Genomic DNA, 16,346 nt, shown 5'->3' on the forward strand with positions numbered 1-16,346 from the left:
TTGATTGTCCTTAATTTTGGCTTCACGGCGGGTTTTCTTTCAAATCGTTAAGAGCGCGTTTATGGATTCGCTTGTATTTTTTTCAGATAATGCTGCAGCATCGGCTTGGTCAATTCACCCATGTGATGATCGACCAATTCTCCTTGTGCATTAAAAAACAAAGTACTTGGCAAACCGAACATATTGAAGTGTTGTCCTAAACGAGCTGCAGGGTCTAATAACACGTGTTCAAACTGAAATCGATGTTTCTGTAAATAGGCTTGAATCTCTGCTGCAAATTCGCGTTGATTGGCAAATACAAAATTGACCTCAGGGAAATCTTGCTGTGCTTGTTGCATAACAGGCATTTCACGGTGACAAACTGGACACCAAGTCGCCCAGAGATTAATCACGGTGGGCTGACCTGAAAATTGAGCTAAATCTTGAGGTTGTTGCGCTAGGTTGTGCAATACTAGATTGGGATAGGCATGCTGCGTCTGCAAAGGTTGGATAAGACTCCAACCTACAACTTGTACTGTAATAAAGAGCGCAACTGCCCATGCCAGAACAACACGTTGAATAGCGCGATTTTTCCAGACAAACCACGCCACACCTGCCATAACTGCGGCAATCAGATGAAAGCCTTTGTCCTGAATTTTTAAAATATCAATCGGGTTGGCAAAGTACAGCTCATAATGCTGCAACACAAAAACTGCCCGCCCAACTAAAGCACCAATCCACAGCGCATTCCATAATGCATCCTGATAACCTGTCCAAGTCTGTGCATTCCATGTATAACGACGCTGAAAAAATTTACCCATTGCAAAGACGACAATCAGTCCTAGCAATAAAAACACCAATGGCCATGGAATCATCAACATGCCTAACTGCAAGACTGCGGATTGAATCATGGCGCAGCCTCTTGCAGTTGATGAATATTTTGAATCAATTGCGCTGCGTTATAAGCACCTGTTAGACGCAATTCACGTTGTTCCCGTTGTGGATCTGCCAAAAATAACAACGTTGGCGGCCCTAAAATCTGCCATTTTTTCAATAAGGCATCTTGTGAAGGATGCTGTTCGGTTAAGTCGAGTTTAATCCGCACCACATGCTTTAAAGCATCTTGCACATCGGTACGAGGAATCGCATCACGCTCAATCGGCTGACACGCCACACACCAATCGGCATAGACATCAATCACAATCTTTTGATGAGCATGTGCGGCCAAAGCTGCATTCAACTCTTGTTCTGTGCGTACTTTGATCCATGGCTGTAATTGGTCTGCTTGTACCTGCGCATTGACACTGGCAATACTCTGATTGACATGCCAAATTCCACTACTGGCGATTACTGCCACCAAAGCCAATAACGAAAAACGCTGTGGACGATGTAACACGTGGCGCAAAATTGCAATTAAATATGCAGCGAAGGCAAATAACACCACAGCAAAAGCAACATAGTACCAAGTCACAGAAAATAGCGGACGAGCAAAATACAAAGCCATTGCCAACATGATAAAACCAAAGCTAAATTTTAGCCGTTCCATCCACAAACCTGGCTTTGGCAAATATTTCGCGCCAAACATGCTGGCAATAAGTAAAGGAATTCCCATACCTAAACCGAGCAGGAACAAATATAAACCACCCAATGCTGCTTGATCCAAATGTGAGACGTACAGCAATGCTCCCGCTAAAGGCGCACTCATACATGGCCCGACAATCAGTGCAGAAATCACCCCCATAACGCCCGCACCCAATAAAGTACCGCCTTTTTGATATTGCTGAATACGATCTAAACGCTGTAACACTGCTTGTGGTAATGACAACTGATACAGTCCAAACAGGTTTAAAGCAAAGAGCACAAACAACATAGCAAAAACTGCAATCACTACGGGATTTTGGAACCAACGCTGTACGCTATAACCAATGTGTGACGCAACAACGCCCATCAAGCCATAGACTAGCGCCATACTGACGATAAAGGTGATCGCAATTGCTGCCGCTTTATAGCCTGTATTGCGCTGCACCAAAATGCCAGAAAGAATTGGAATCAGCGGCAATGAACACGGTAAAAAAGCCAGTAATACCCCAAAACCTAAAAAGATAAACGCATTCAGTAACAACCCTTGCCCAGACAATAAATTCAGGAAAAATTGATCATTGTTCCATTGCTGATTCAGACTCGTACTACTGGCTGTTTCCGTATTACTTGAATTGGCTGATGCAGCGAATGTATTGTCTGTCAACGCCGTATCTGTATTTTCAATCTCTAAGGAATTTGCTAAATCAACGTTTTCTACTGATTCAGGGGTAAGTTTAGGATCAGCTTGTGTTACAGCAACCGCATTTTCAGCAAGCTGTGCTTTGTTTTCTAGCGTTTGCTGTTCAAGTTTGAGTTCTTTTGTCGTTACAGTATTTGCAGTTGTCGTAACTTGTTTTTGTGTACTAGAACCATTGGCTTGATGCTTATCTGCATCATTTAAGTTAGTGTTTAAAGCAGCCTGATTATTCTGATTGAGTTGCTGAAGTAAATTACCTTTGCCCGCACTTAAATTATGCTGTGGCAATAAACCATCGGCATCGGTTTGAATCGTTTTACGCTGTACGGGATAACACAAACCATCTTCAGCGCAGCCTTGCCAAGTAATTTGATATTGCTGATTAGGCTTCACCTGAATCTGTGTTGTCACTTGCCCATAATGCACACGTGTCAGCCCGAAAGTCGGATCATCTTTTTCCTGCCCTGCAGGCAATTTAAAAGCAAGCGGCTTTTGAGCCTGACTGACTTTGAATTGATCGTGATATAAATAGTAATGCGGTGCGACATCCCATTTCAGTTCAACCGTTTGTTCAGACAATGACGTCGCCTGAAACTTAAAAGCTTGATCGGACGCTAAAAATTCATTGGCAGCATTGACCCACACCGCACACAGACTCAACACAAAATAAGCAATGACGCGAATAAAAATCATGTATTTATACTAAAAATTAAAAAACTGACTGTATTATCGGTAAGTGTAGATTAAGAGAACATTAATAAAGATTTTTCTTTGTAAACTTGAGCATTGTAGGTGCCTAATCTAAATTTGTGGCGTGATCGAGATGTGTCATATATTGGGCTGACTGTGGTATAGGAGCAAATATGTTCGTCGTTTTGGTGGAAGATGATCCTTATATTGCCCAAAGTATTGTGGCAGCACTCGAATTTTTAAGTATTTCAGTCGAACACGTGAATAACGCGCGCAATGCCGATTACTTCATACGTCATAGTGCGGTAGATCTGTGCCTGCTCGATTTAGGTCTGCCTGACCAAGATGGTTTACAGTTACTCGAAAACTGGCGTAAAGATGCCATTCATATTCCAGTATTGGTATTAACCGCGCGGAATCATACTCAAGACTGCGTACAGGCGCTCAACTTAGGAGCAGATGACTACCTAACTAAACCTTTTGAATTAAATGAACTGATTGCCCGTGTATATGCATTAAGCCGCCGTCATCGTGGTTATTCATCGAACCAACTGCAAAGTGGTCAGTTACACATGAACCTCGATACACAAGAAGTCAGTTGGCATTCACAAAACATTCAGCTTTCACGCCGTGAATATAGCCTATTGGAAACCTTTTTACGGCATCCGAACCAAATCTTAAAAAATGAAGAACTGATAGATAAAGTGTATGGCTTTCAAGACAGTATCGAAAGCAATGCCTTAAATGTGCATATCTACCATTTACGGCATAAAATCCACCCCGATTTTATTCAAACGGTGCGTGGTGTCGGCTACATCTTTAAACCTGAGCTGCTGACATGAAAAACTACAGTCTGAAATGGCGTTTGGTATCGACCATCAGCTGTGCATTTATTTTGCTGTGGGTGATTGTCTTTGCATGGCTCTACCATGACTTGGAACAACGCTTACAAAATACGCTGGATGAACGACTTTCTACCTCAGCCCGTATGGTCGCCCGCCTGATTCAGCAACTGCCCCTAGAACAACTCACAGAAAGTTTGCATGCCGAATCAGAAAATGCCTTGCTACATAGTTTAATTGCTTGTGAAGTCTCTATTTTCCGTGCCGATGTTTCATTACCACAGCATGTGATTGCACGCACTCAAGGCGCACCGAAAAATTTAAAAAACCAACAAGTCGGTTTCAGCACATGGACAGAAAATGGACTGCAATGGCGTAGTTATGTACTGCGTGAAGGTGAAGTTCAGGTGGTGGTGGCTGAAAAAATTCAGTTACGGCAAAACCTACTTAAACAAATTTTACAGTCGGTACTGATTCCTTTACTGCTTACTTTGATTATTTGTATTTTGCTAATTTTGTGGATTATCCGTCTGGAGTTTTTACCGCTCGATCACATCACCCGCCACTTAATTCAGAAAAAACAATCTTTAGATGAAGCTTCTCGTTATTTAATTGAACTGAGATCACAAAAAATTCCTAAAGAAATTCAGCCTTTTGTCGATAACTTATTGATGCTGATTGAACGCCTACATAAAAGTCTGGAACACGAAAAAAACTTTAGTGCATTTGCTGCGCATGAACTGCGCACGCCGTTAACGGCTATTAAAACGCATGTGCAACTGAGCCAATTGATGTTGAATCAAACCGCATCTGCCCAAGATACAGCCAAAGTCATCGACAATTTAAAACACGCAGAACGCAGCATCCAACGTTATCAACAACTTTTGGAACAACTGTTATTGCTCAGTCAAACTGAAGCAGGTATTCAAGCGGCACATAGCCATGCAGATATGCGTAGCGTATTAGAAACAGTCTTGTCGGAACTGACTGTGGAATATCCCAATTTATCAGCGAAATTACAGATTGATTGGGCGAGTTTGGTAGCACAACACATTAATATTCCAGCGCCTGCGTTGCACATGGTACTGAAAAACTTGATTCAAAATGCTTATTTGCATGCAGAGGATGCGCCAAACATTCAAATTTATATGCAAGACCTGCAATTGATCATTGCAGACCAAGGCAAAAGCCTGAATGAAGATGATTTTACCATTCTGACTCAGCGTTTTTGGCGTAAATCTGCGCATAAACAAGGCTATGGCTTAGGTCTAACTCTAGTCAAAGTATTATTAGAGCAATATGGCTACCTACTTCAATTTCAGGCTAACCAACCGCAAGGTTTAAAAGTGATTGTCAGTTTTGATGCAGCACCTTCTGCAACAGAGAAACAACAGACGGATTAAGCTTTTCTGAGCTTTAACAGCAAATAAAGCAAGATTCAGAACAAGATCACTTAACTTTTGCCAATACCGAACATATTGCTCTACTTTACGATAACGCCATTTTTAAGGTGATTTTTGAAATAAAAGGTCAATGCGTTCTAAAATTTTATCTATGATGTAGATGCTGCGGGCTATTGAGTAGAAGAACATTGGCTAGAAAAAAATTGCTGAAACTTTCATCACCGTTTTTTTGTTCGATACCACGTCATATTTTTAAATGAGGTAGATATCCGTGCAGATCGTGCATGTGCTTGGTCTTGTGATCAATCTACAACTTAATTAAAGTGTACATAAAACCAACAGCACCCCACTCAAAATATAATACGCAGCGTAGGAGCATCTATTCCAGACTAAAATATAGATAAATATATCAATCAAAGCATTCCATTTAAGCTCATGTTTTATTTAAATAAAGTTGAATTTTTAAAATATCTTATTATCGAAATGATCTTTCTATCGAATCCATAACCACTTGAACGATGATCACAAAACGTATTAGATGATCCACTGCAGTTTGTGTGGTCATCTACTTTGAATGAACTGAAAAAATGGAATCGCCATTTTTTATAAACAGCAACGAAATATCATGCTATAAAGAAATGCGATATTGATGTTGGTTGTTTTCTGGCTTTGACATTCCGAATCAAACCAGTTCAAGTCACTCGCTTGATCAGTCGTTACAGAAAACAAATGAATAGATTTGGTCAGTTGTTTTAGAATATAAAAATCAGCAAAAAAAACTAAAAATGTAATTTTTTAACATTGCGAATTCCCTGCAAAGTTTTCATTATAGTGCCTCATTTTGGCACACGCTTTCTACGTCAAATTAAACAAATTACAAAAAAAATGTGGAATTTTATGCCATAATTAGCAAACTTTGCAGACATCTTGCAAAGTATTATTGCAATTATTTATTGGAGCAAGCGGAATGATTTCGACCATTTTGGTTATTCATGGACCGAATCTAAATTTGCTAGGAAAGCGTGAACCCGAAGTTTATGGTTACCTCACTCTTGAGGATATAAATCAACAGCTCATTTCACAAGCGCAAAAAGCATCAATTTCTATAGATACTTTCCAAAGTAATTGGGAAGGCGCAATTGTAGACCGAATTCATCAAGCCGCGTTAGATGGCACACAATATATCATTATTAACCCTGCTGCATTAACGCATACCTCTGTTGCGGTACGTGATGCCTTGTTAGGGGTCGCTATTCCATTTCTTGAAGTCCATTTGTCGAATGTGCATGCACGTGAGGCGTTTAGACATCATTCATATTTATCAGACAAAGCCATTGGTGTGATTTGCGGTTTAGGCGCAAAAGGCTATGCCGCAGCACTCGACTTTGTTCTTGAAAAAATTCAACCTACTACACAATCTTAAACTAGGAATACTGTCCATGGATATTCGTAAAATCAAGAAACTCATCGACTTGATGATTGAATCTGACTTACAAGCGATTGAAGTTAAAGAAGGCGATCAGTCGATTGCATTAACTCGTCGCAGTCCAGTAGTAGCGGCAGCAGTTCCTGCAATGCCTGCACCTTCTGCAGAAGTACCATCTGCACCTAAATCTTCACCACGTGGTGCTGTTGAAACTTCTCCAATGGTTGGCGTGTTCTATGCAGCACCAAGCCCAGGTGAAGCACCATTTATTAAAGTGGGTCAAACTGTTTCTGCTGGTGAAACGCTTGGCATTATCGAAGCAATGAAAATCATGAACCCAATTGAAGCAACTCAAAGTGGCGTGATTGAAGAAATTCTAGTTAAAAATGGCGAAGTGATTCAATTTGGTCAACCACTCTTCCGCTACCGCGCTTAAGACCTCGGGGATTCACAATGTTGCAAAAAGTTTTAATTGCAAACCGTGGTGAGATTGCCCTGCGCATCACCCGAGCTTGCAAAACTTTAGGGATCAAAACCGTGGGTATCTATTCAGATGCCGATAAAGACCTGATGCACTTACGCTTTTGTGATGAAGCCGTGTGTATTGGTCCGGGTGCGAGCAGTGAAAGTTACCTGAATATTCCTGCAATTATTACTGCAGCAGAAATTACAGGTGCAGATGCCATTCACCCTGGTTATGGTTTCCTTGCTGAAAATGCCGAATTTGCTGAAATTGTAGAAAGTTCAGGTTTCATTTTCATTGGTCCACGCCCTGAGCATATTCGCTTAATGGGTAACAAAGTTTCTGCAATTACTGCAATGCGTAAAGCTGGCGTACCAACTGTACCAGGTTCAGCACACGCCGTTACACCGCACAATGCTTTAGCTGAAGCCAAAGAAATTGGTTTCCCGCTCATTGTAAAAGCTGCTGCTGGTGGTGGTGGTCGTGGTATGCGTATTGTAGAGCGCGTAGACACCTTGCTTGAATCAGTTCAAGCAGCTCAACGTGATGCAGAAATGTGGTTTGGTGATGACACGGTCTATATGGAGCGTTTCTTACAAAAGCCACGCCACGTAGAAGTACAAGTATTGGCTGATGGTAATGGTCACGCGATTCACCTTTATGACCGCGACTGTTCATTACAACGCCGTCACCAAAAAGTGCTTGAAGAAGCGCCAGCACCTAACTTACCAGAACAAGCACGTGCCGATATTTTAGAAGCGTGTGTTAATGCATGTAAGTTAATGCAATACCGTGGTGCAGGTACTTTCGAATTCTTATTTGAAGATGACGAATACTTCTTCATTGAAATGAATACCCGTGTTCAAGTTGAGCACCCTGTAACTGAAATGGTGACAGGTATCGACATCATAGAACAACAATTGCGTATTGCTGCAGGTCTAGGTTTAGACATTGAGCAAGATCAGGTTGAAATTCGTGGTCACGCAATCGAATGTCGTATTAACGCTGAAGACCCAACTACCTTCGTACCTTCACCGGGTAAAATTGAACACTTCTATGCCCCAGGTGGTGCAGGTGTTCGTGTAGATTCACACATCTACGAAGGTTATAGCATTCCGCCGTATTACGACTCAATGATTGCTAAACTGATTGTGCATGGTAAAGATCGTGAAACCAGTATTGCGCGTATGCGTCAAGCCTTGGATGAAACCATCTTAACAGGAATTAAAACCAACATTCCTTTGCACAAAGACTTAATTCTGCAAGATAAAAACTTCTGCAAACAAGCAATGGATATTCACTATCTTGAAAAGCATTTGCTAAAGCAACTTGCAGGCAATGAAGAAGAAAAAGCATAAGCAATTTAAGGTTGCTTAAGTTTAAAATGAAGAGCTGATGATTCAACATCAGCTCTTTTTTATTGTTGAGAATAAAAGCTAAACCGTTCATCTATGCAGATCAGTGTGAAGAAAAAAACAATACTCCAAATGAAGTATTGGTTTAAAATTGACTTAAAAACTGAGATCATTTTAGATCATCGAATGATGCAAAATACTAGACAAGATTAATCTAAAAACTCAGTCATGAATGCCAATACCTCTGCTGTTTTTTCGGCATGCAACCAATGCCCTGCATGAGCAACTGTTTCAACTTTTGCGTGAGGAAACTGTGCTTGAATAGCGGCATAATGCTCAGGCGCTTCAATGTAAGGCGAATTACCACCACGAATAAACAAAGTATCTACATTACTCTGCACCGTCTGCCATGACAAAATTTCGGCATAATGTTCATGTAGCGCATTTAAGTTAAATAGCCATTGCCCTTTGCTAAATGACTTCATCAAAAATTGCACAACCATTTCTTCTTGAAGATGCTCACGCATAATTTCCATCGCCGCTTGGCGACTTTCAACTTGTGCATCTTGCACAGCAAACAAGGCTGTAAAAATTTGATCGTGACGATTTTCAGGATAAGCAAAAGGACAAATATCCAATAAAACCAATTGCTGTAAACGCCCAGCAGCCAGAGGAGCTAAAGTCATTGCAACTTTACCGCCCATTGAATGCCCAACCACAGAAAACTGTTCGATATTCAAGCTGTTCAACGTTTCTAAAACATCTTGTGCCATTGCTGCATAATTCATGTCATCACAATGCGCAGACTTACCATGATTGCGCACATCTAATTGAATTACGGTGCGCTGTTCTTGAAATGCACGTGCGAGCATGCCTAAATTACTCAAACTACCAAATAAACCATGAATAAAAACCAAAGGTGGCAATGTAGATTCAGGCTGATTTTGCGTGATTTGATAATTTAACAACATAAAATAGACTCTAAACTTGAATTCAAATGATTGATCTATTTAATGAGTTTTGAGTTTATAAATCAAATTTTATATGTGCTTTTTACGGTGAAACTTATAATATTGCTTAGGCTATTTGTGTGAGCCTAAGCAATAACATACAAGATGAACTTTTCTTAAAATTTTATTTAAAGTAATTCAAAGGCAACTTCAAATAACGAATACCATTGGCCTCAGGTTGTGGAAACTTGCCTGCATCCATATTGATTTGAATGGATGGCAGAATCAATTTAGGCATCGTTAAAGTGGCGTCACGTTGGGTTCGCATTTCAATAAACTCAGCTTTGCTTACCCCTGTATGAATATGAATATTCTGCTCTTTTTGAGTTTTGAGCAGCGTTTCGTGTTCATATTTTTCACGTGATTCTGGTAGATAATCATGGCATAAGAACACTCGTGTTTCTTCAGGCAATGCGTATAGCGTTTGCACAGAATCGTACAACTGCCCTGCACTGCCTTTCGGGAAATCACAACGTGCCGTACCATAATCAGGCATAAACAAAGTATCACCTACAAATACAGCATCACCGATCACATAGCTTAAACAAGCAGGCGTATGCCCCGGTGTAGGGATGTTATAGGCTTGTAATTCACCAATCGTAAAAGTTTCATGATCGTCAAACAGATAATCAAATGATTGATGTGAATTGAAATACTTGATATCCAAGTTATAGATAGCACTAAATGTTTCTTGCACAATCGAAATTTTATGGCTCATGGCAATTTTACCACCCAACTGCTCTTTTAAATATTGAGAAGCTGTCAGGTGATCGGCATGCACATGCGTTTCTAAAATCCATTCAACCGTTAATTCATTTTTTTGGATGTAAGCAATGATTTCATCGGCATGAATTGTTGAAGTAGTCGCAGATGCAGGGTCATAATCCAACACGCTGTCAATAATGGCACATTGACGCGTTACAGGATCACTTACCACATAACTGAATGTATTAGTATTTTCATCAAAAAAATGCTGAATATCTGCGTGCATCTTATGCTCCTGCAACCTTACGATGAATGAGAATCCCCACCAACATTGCAACAATGAAATAGATTGCTTGATAATAACCTAAACCAATCAAGGTTAGACTTGGCGCTGGACAAATTCCTGCAACGCCCCAACCGATACCAAAAATAAAACTACCTGTGATCAGTTTAGAGTCAATTTGAGTTTGTTTAGGCAAATCAATTGGTTCATTTAAAATGGTTTTTGGTTCAGCTTGGCGCATAATTCTTTGGAATGGAATAAAGGCAACCGCAATTGCACCCATCATAACAAATGCCAGACTTGCATCCCATGTACCGAAAAGATCGAGGAAGTTTAAAACTTTTTCAGGATTCGACATACCAGAAAGAATCAATCCAGCTGAAAAAATACCACCGAAAACAAAGGCTAAGAAATTTTTCATTTAGAATGCTCCTGTGATATGGCGGATAACATAAACGGTAATAAAGCCAGCTAACATAAAGGTAGCTGTTGCTGCAATGGAGCGCTTAGATAAACGACTCATGCCACAAATACCATGTCCACTGGTACAACCCGAACCCAAACGAGTACCGAAACCAACCAACAATCCCGCCACAATCATCATCAATGGGCTTGCATTCAATTCAACTTTAGGTTGAGCCACGATGCCATAGAAAAAAGGCACAATGAAAATACCTAACACAAACCACAATGCAGGCGTTTTGAACAGCGTTTGCGGATTTAATACTTGAGCCAGTAAACCACTAATGCCTGCAATACGACCATGAACATATAAATAGCCCACGACTGCAAGACCAAGCAATCCACCACCGATTAATGCCAGCAGATAATCATGCATTTTGAACACCCAAAACAATATATGTTTTTATAATATATTATTGTAATTATTATTCAACTATTCTCTTGTAAGTTTTGTAAACTTCATCTGACTATTCGTCTATGTTTGCGATGTGAGAGAGATTTCGCAAGTTTTTGTCTGATATTAAGTCATAAGGCAGAAAATTTAGTCATTCTAAATGACTGCCTCATAACGTAATAAAGATATATCAAAATAGACAGCAACGACAAAAGTTGAGGGCATTAGACTCATTTGTGAGCAAGCGCAATAAGTTCTTTTTTATGCCGACGAATTACACGTTTAGCAGCATCTAACATAATGCGATTGGTAGTCTCATCATCACCAAAGTCAATAGGTTTAGCTGGACACATTGGACGAGCTTTTCGATCTTCGATTGTGTAGTCTTTAAGACGCTTACCCATACTGCACCTCTCAGAATTTCTTAACTTTCACTAATATAACATAAAATTTAGTTTGTTAAAAAATCATCAATACGAGTTTTTAATTACCCTATTTATTGCTTAAAGATAACTTTTTTTGTTATTAAATGGTCGCTTGGAACAAGAATCACTGAGATGAAACGAATAGGAATAGTTGCTACATTCATACAAGAACAAGCATCTGTATGCTTTGGACTCAAAACAATATAAAGTTCAACATATCATGCATCTACAATATCTACAAAATTAGCATTTAAAACTTTTGCCAAATCGCTTGGTGTTAAACCAATATCTAATCCCCGCTTCCCTCCACTCACATACATAGTTGCAAGCTGTTGAGCGGATGCATCAATCACTGTTTTCAGTTGTTTCTTCTGCCCAATTGGACTAATGCCCCCAACCAAATAACCTGTCAAACGCTCAGCATCTTTAGGATCAGCCATGTGTACTTTTTTACACTGAAAAGCAGCCGCAACTTTTTTAAGATTTAATTGGTAATGGACAGGTAAAATCGCCACAAAATAATGCTTATCATCACTGACCAATAAAGTTTTAAATACTTCTGTGACATCTAAGCCTAACTTCTCCGCAGCTTCTAAACCAAAACTTTTAGTATTATGATCATGTTCATATTCATGCATAGAAAATTGAATTTTCTTGGCTTTTAAAAGTTTAGCTGCTGGAGTCATTGAAAAAATACTGTAAAAAACGATGCTCAAATTATACGCTTGATTGAGATTAAAAGTGAATTCGCTTAGGCCATTTTTAAATATAAAAGTAACTATCTAGGACTTACGCATTGACGGATTCAAAAAAGTATTAAAATACTTTATAAAGTATCTGTGATCAGACGAATTAAACATGCTTCTACAGCAACTTGTACATTACCCATTTATATGGGCTTTCTCATGACAGAACCGAACTCTATTAGCTGCACACAACTTGCCGAGACTTATAACATCTCGCATGATAGTGTAAATCGCTTTCTAGAACGTGAAGACTACACACCTCACGACCTATATCAAGAAGCAATTCAACATATTGATAATAATAAACTTATAGTCAGTATTGATGATACTGTTTTAGATAAACCCTATAGTCAACATATGGACTTGGTTAGCTATTTTTGGTCAGGCAAACACCACCGATCCGTCAAGGGTATTAATCTCATTACCTTGTATGCGACAGATCAGAATGGTCAAAATATTCCAATTAATTTCCGAATTTATGACAAATCTGAAAGTAAAACCAAGAATGATTACTTTATGGATATGTTAAGTGAAGTACTCAGTTGGGGGGCAAAGATTCAATTTATTACAGGTGATAGTTGGTATTCATCGACTGGAAATCTAAAAACCATAAGAAAATATGGTATTCGATTTATGTTTGGTATCGACTGTAACCGTAAGGTTTCCCCAGAAAAAGGACAATGGTTTCAACTGCGTTTATTGCCAAATTTCCATCAGGGTCAAGTGGTCTGGCTCAAAGATTTTGGCTTTGTACAATTATTTAAGACTCAGTTAAAAGAACAGCAGAGGTTTTATATTGTGCATCAAGATGAAGATGATTTATTGTCCTTTGAGGGTTTTCATGAATTACATTCAAGTCATTGGAAAATAGAGCAATATCACCGGGTGATTAAACAGGTTTGTCATATTGAAAAGTTTCAAGTAAGACGATCTAAACTGATTTTGAATCATATTTTTTCAGCCTTGATGGCCTACGTCGAGATACAAAAGAACCAGTTTGAGCGGATCTTTGAAAATGTATATCGTTGGCAGAAGAAATTATTTAGACCAGTTATCAAAAACTTCATTGATGACTTTATTCTCGATAAAAATCATCTGCTACCACAGAGAATCTATAAATAATAGTGCGTAAGTCCTACTATCGAAAAAATAGCCTAAAATCATTAACTTGGTTTACGTGAATTTTCAACCAACACGTTAGCTAAGCGCTGTGCATGCGCAATCACGCGATCCAACCAACGTTGTGCCGCCAACAACTCTAAACCTGTCGCAGCATTGAGCTGATTCACGGCAATATATTGCAGCACTTTTTCACGGTTTTCGGCACGTTGATCTTCTGTCCATTTTTTCAAATTAGATAATTCGGTATTTAGACTTAGTACATGTTTATGCACATCAAAATCATCCATTTCTTTTAGATGTTCATCAAGAATTTGTACAAAATCTAAGCCAACTTGATAAATTGCAGGTTGGGTGCGTATTTCTTTTGCTAAAGTAATATTTTCCAAATCACTTCGTAAAACACGTAAATACACCATCAAACGAAGCATCGCCATTAAACGCTGTTGATCGGCTTCATTTTCTGAAATCGACATTTCTTCCAAATAGCGTTGGACTTGAATGAGTACTTCATCTAGCTGTAATAAACGTACTTTTGAAGGTAATCTTCCCTCTTGGATAGCCAGTTTTAGCATCACCAAAACGTCATACAAACTATGGTAAATCACCTTTGATGCAGCATGAATAGCCAAGGCGGGCACAGATAAACTCGCTTGATCGAGATAACATAAAACCGATTGAGTTTGATCTGGGATAATTTTCATAATCAGTTTTTCGAACTGACGGATAAAAGGCAAAATAATCAAAGTACCAGAAATACTGAATGCTGTATGAAATGCAGCAACAATCACCACATTGTCCCATGTTGCCATAAGACGTTGATTTTGTGTTAGCTCAAGAAATAACGGTTTTAAAATAATAAAAGCAAAAATGGCTGAAATGATGTTAAAAATCACATGAACCGCTGCAGTACGTTTGGCATTTGCAGTTGAACCAATTACAGCAATAATGGCTGTCGCCACCGTACCAATATTCTGTCCAATCACCAAACCTAAAGCCTGTTGCAAATCAATCGCACCACTGGCCAATGCTGCTAAGGTCGCGGTAATTGCAGCACTTGAAGATTGCAACAGAATGGTCATGATAATACCGACCAAAACCAAACTGAGTTGCGCAATCAAAGATCTACTTGAAAATACTGATAAATCGACACGTTCAGCAAAACCTGACATGGCAACTTGCAACATATCAATGCCAAGGAAAATCAGACTAAAACCTGCCAATGTCATTCCAAATAATGCAACTCGCCCCTGACTAAATAATTTGAGCATTGCACCCAAACCCAGCAAAGGTAATGCAAAACTGGTGATGGAAAATTTAACACCTAAAAATGCCACCATCCAACCCGTACTGGTTGTGCCAATATTCGCGCCAATAATGACACCAATTGCCTGAGCAAAAGTAAGAATACCCGCACTGACAAAACCAATTGTGGCTAAAGTCGTTGCTGTAGAAGATTGTACAATTAAGGTTAAACCGATGCCTGAAAGCACAGCTTTAATGGGTGAGCCTGTAAATTTAGACAACCAAATACGCAAAGTTTCCCCTGCCATATTTTTTAAGCTGTCTGTCATCATGGTCATACCAATCAAAAATAGACCAATACCACCACATAATTGTACAAAGACTTCTAACACACTTACTCCCTGTGCAATAAGCAATTTTCAAAGTGCTAAAAAGCCGATATTGTACGTACTTTTATCTTAAAATTGCAGTTTATTTGTTCTATTCCAATAGTTTATATTAAATAAAAAACTTGTCATCAATTTGACATATTATTAAACCTAAGGATAGATCGGACTCCATTGGTTTATCCAATCATTCGATAAAACAAAACGAAACCTCTGTATTATGCTGACACGATACAATTCAAATCTGTGAATGGCTTGACTAGGTCAATCGCTCACCTCAAAATCAGTATATATACTCACATACGCCAAAATGACAGATATAGTTTTAATATGATTTTTAATACTTTTAGAAAATATCCATCTATAAAAATATTCAGTATTGGTTGTACTGTTTTAACGCTAGCAGCTTGCTCTCCACTAGGAGGTGGTTCTCTTGCAAAACGCTCAGCTAAACTTTCTACAGGGATCCAAAAGGCTTATGCTGTGCATCCTGATACAGCAAATCGTGTAGCACCAATCATTGTACAAAGTGCAGAACAACATAATGTTGATCCTCTGCTTGTCGCTGCAGTTATTAGACAAGAATCGAATTATCGTGCCTATGCTGTTTCACCTTCAGGTGCAGTTGGGTTCACACAAATTATTCCACGTTATTGGCAGCAGACTTGTCCTGGCGATTTATTCCATGAACATACCAATATCAACTGTGGTACATTTATTTTAAATCATTATAAAAATCAGTCGGGTAAATGGCCTAAAGCTTTGGCCTATTACAATGTGGGACCTACTGGCTACAATAGTAATCGAAAAATGAAAAAGCAAGGTAAACGCTACGCGAAACAAGTCAAACAGCACCAAAAAAACTTAAAAGATGCACTTTAATTTTGACTTACTAGCTTAATAAAGTAGCCAATACCCGTTGAATTAAAGCCATCCTCAGATGGTTTTATTTTGCCTTCACTTTTATGTTTCCTTTCTTTTTATAATTTTTCTAACTTTATTTTCTTTTTGCATAAAAAAACACCCCCAACGCTAGTTGAGGGTGTTTAGAATAATGAGCTGGCGATGACTTACTCTCACATGGGTAACCCCACACTACCATCAGCGCGAAGAGGTTTCACTTCTGAGTTCGGGA

The 16,346-nt window shown here is 39.1% G+C and carries 16 protein-coding genes; 7 read left to right on the top strand and 9 right to left on the bottom strand.

Annotated features, from left to right (window positions below):
* Positions 1 to 59: 59 nt before the first annotated feature.
* Positions 60 to 890: a TlpA disulfide reductase family protein gene (locus FTU98_RS11315; RefSeq protein ID WP_180005939.1), complete on the bottom strand. Its 831-nt coding sequence runs from the start codon at positions 888 to 890 to the stop codon at positions 60 to 62.
* Positions 887 to 2,950 carry a protein-disulfide reductase DsbD gene (gene dsbD, locus FTU98_RS11320; protein WP_180051427.1) on the bottom strand — a complete coding sequence of 688 codons (2,064 nt, stop codon included), beginning with the start codon at positions 2,948 to 2,950 and terminating at the stop codon, positions 887 to 889. The genes FTU98_RS11315 and dsbD overlap by 4 nt, the downstream gene beginning before the upstream one ends.
* Positions 2,951 to 3,120: 170 nt before the next feature.
* Between dsbD and FTU98_RS11325 the strand changes: the two genes are divergently transcribed.
* The 5 genes from FTU98_RS11325 to accC all read left to right on the top strand — a co-directional run bounded on the left by FTU98_RS11325 (position 3,121) and on the right by accC (position 8,439).
* Positions 3,121 to 3,789 carry a response regulator transcription factor gene (locus tag FTU98_RS11325; protein WP_096902342.1) on the top strand — a complete coding sequence of 223 codons (669 nt, stop codon included), beginning with the start codon at positions 3,121 to 3,123 and terminating at the stop codon, positions 3,787 to 3,789.
* Complete coding sequence (locus FTU98_RS11330) at positions 3,786 to 5,192, top strand: ATP-binding protein (RefSeq protein ID WP_104851943.1); 1,407 nt, start codon at positions 3,786 to 3,788, stop codon at positions 5,190 to 5,192. The genes FTU98_RS11325 and FTU98_RS11330 overlap by 4 nt, the downstream gene beginning before the upstream one ends.
* A gap of 967 nt (positions 5,193 to 6,159) precedes the next feature.
* Positions 6,160 to 6,615 carry a type II 3-dehydroquinate dehydratase gene (gene aroQ, locus FTU98_RS11335; protein ID WP_179994446.1) on the top strand — a complete coding sequence of 152 codons (456 nt, stop codon included), beginning with the start codon at positions 6,160 to 6,162 and terminating at the stop codon, positions 6,613 to 6,615.
* A 16-nt stretch (positions 6,616 to 6,631) separates the two neighbouring features.
* The gene (gene accB / locus FTU98_RS11340; protein ID WP_004973838.1) at positions 6,632 to 7,054 is read left to right on the top strand and encodes an acetyl-CoA carboxylase biotin carboxyl carrier protein; all 423 of its coding nucleotides are present in this window, start codon (positions 6,632 to 6,634) and stop codon (positions 7,052 to 7,054) included.
* A 17-nt stretch (positions 7,055 to 7,071) separates the two neighbouring features.
* Positions 7,072 to 8,439: an acetyl-CoA carboxylase biotin carboxylase subunit gene (accC, locus tag FTU98_RS11345; RefSeq protein ID WP_004973841.1), complete on the top strand. Its 1,368-nt coding sequence runs from the start codon at positions 7,072 to 7,074 to the stop codon at positions 8,437 to 8,439.
* 206 nt (positions 8,440 to 8,645) lie between these two features.
* Here the strand turns inward: accC and FTU98_RS11350 are convergent, their stop codons facing one another.
* The 6 genes from FTU98_RS11350 to ybaK form a co-directional block, all read right to left on the bottom strand.
* A complete protein-coding gene (locus tag FTU98_RS11350) occupies positions 8,646 to 9,407 on the bottom strand; it encodes an alpha/beta fold hydrolase (protein ID WP_180051428.1) in 762 nt (253 codons plus the stop codon).
* A 163-nt stretch (positions 9,408 to 9,570) separates the two neighbouring features.
* Positions 9,571 to 10,437: an MBL fold metallo-hydrolase gene (locus tag FTU98_RS11355; RefSeq protein ID WP_180005936.1), complete on the bottom strand. Its 867-nt coding sequence runs from the start codon at positions 10,435 to 10,437 to the stop codon at positions 9,571 to 9,573.
* Between the two features lies 1 nt (position 10,438).
* The gene (locus tag FTU98_RS11360; protein WP_004973852.1) at positions 10,439 to 10,855 is read right to left on the bottom strand and encodes a DUF6691 family protein; all 417 of its coding nucleotides are present in this window, start codon (positions 10,853 to 10,855) and stop codon (positions 10,439 to 10,441) included.
* Positions 10,856 to 11,272 (bottom strand): YeeE/YedE family protein, encoded by a 417-nt coding sequence (locus FTU98_RS11365; RefSeq protein ID WP_004973854.1) that lies wholly within the window; start codon positions 11,270 to 11,272, stop codon positions 10,856 to 10,858. It lies immediately after the preceding gene.
* A 248-nt stretch (positions 11,273 to 11,520) separates the two neighbouring features.
* Complete coding sequence (locus FTU98_RS11370; protein WP_004973856.1) at positions 11,521 to 11,694, bottom strand: hypothetical protein; 174 nt, start codon at positions 11,692 to 11,694, stop codon at positions 11,521 to 11,523.
* Positions 11,695 to 11,933: 239 nt separating this feature from the next.
* The gene (ybaK, locus tag FTU98_RS11375) at positions 11,934 to 12,401 is read right to left on the bottom strand and encodes a Cys-tRNA(Pro) deacylase (protein ID WP_154320758.1); all 468 of its coding nucleotides are present in this window, start codon (positions 12,399 to 12,401) and stop codon (positions 11,934 to 11,936) included.
* Between the two features lie 153 nt (positions 12,402 to 12,554).
* Between ybaK and FTU98_RS11380 the strand changes: the two genes are divergently transcribed.
* Complete coding sequence (locus FTU98_RS11380) at positions 12,555 to 13,583, top strand: IS701 family transposase (protein ID WP_007116247.1); 1,029 nt, start codon at positions 12,555 to 12,557, stop codon at positions 13,581 to 13,583.
* A gap of 41 nt (positions 13,584 to 13,624) precedes the next feature.
* Here the strand turns inward: FTU98_RS11380 and FTU98_RS11385 are convergent, their stop codons facing one another.
* Positions 13,625 to 15,217 (bottom strand): Na/Pi cotransporter family protein, encoded by a 1,593-nt coding sequence (locus tag FTU98_RS11385; protein ID WP_167845994.1) that lies wholly within the window; start codon positions 15,215 to 15,217, stop codon positions 13,625 to 13,627.
* Between the two features lie 324 nt (positions 15,218 to 15,541).
* On the opposite strand from FTU98_RS11385, the gene FTU98_RS11390 reads away from it, so the two are divergent.
* On the top strand, positions 15,542 to 16,093 hold the full coding sequence (locus tag FTU98_RS11390) for a lytic transglycosylase domain-containing protein (RefSeq protein ID WP_096902336.1): 552 nt from the start codon (positions 15,542 to 15,544) through the stop codon (positions 16,091 to 16,093).
* Positions 16,094 to 16,346 lie beyond the last annotated feature (253 nt).

This window comes from Acinetobacter sp. YH12211, from assembly GCF_013418015.1.
In the GTDB taxonomy this organism is placed as follows: Bacteria; Pseudomonadota; Gammaproteobacteria; order Pseudomonadales; family Moraxellaceae; genus Acinetobacter; species Acinetobacter towneri.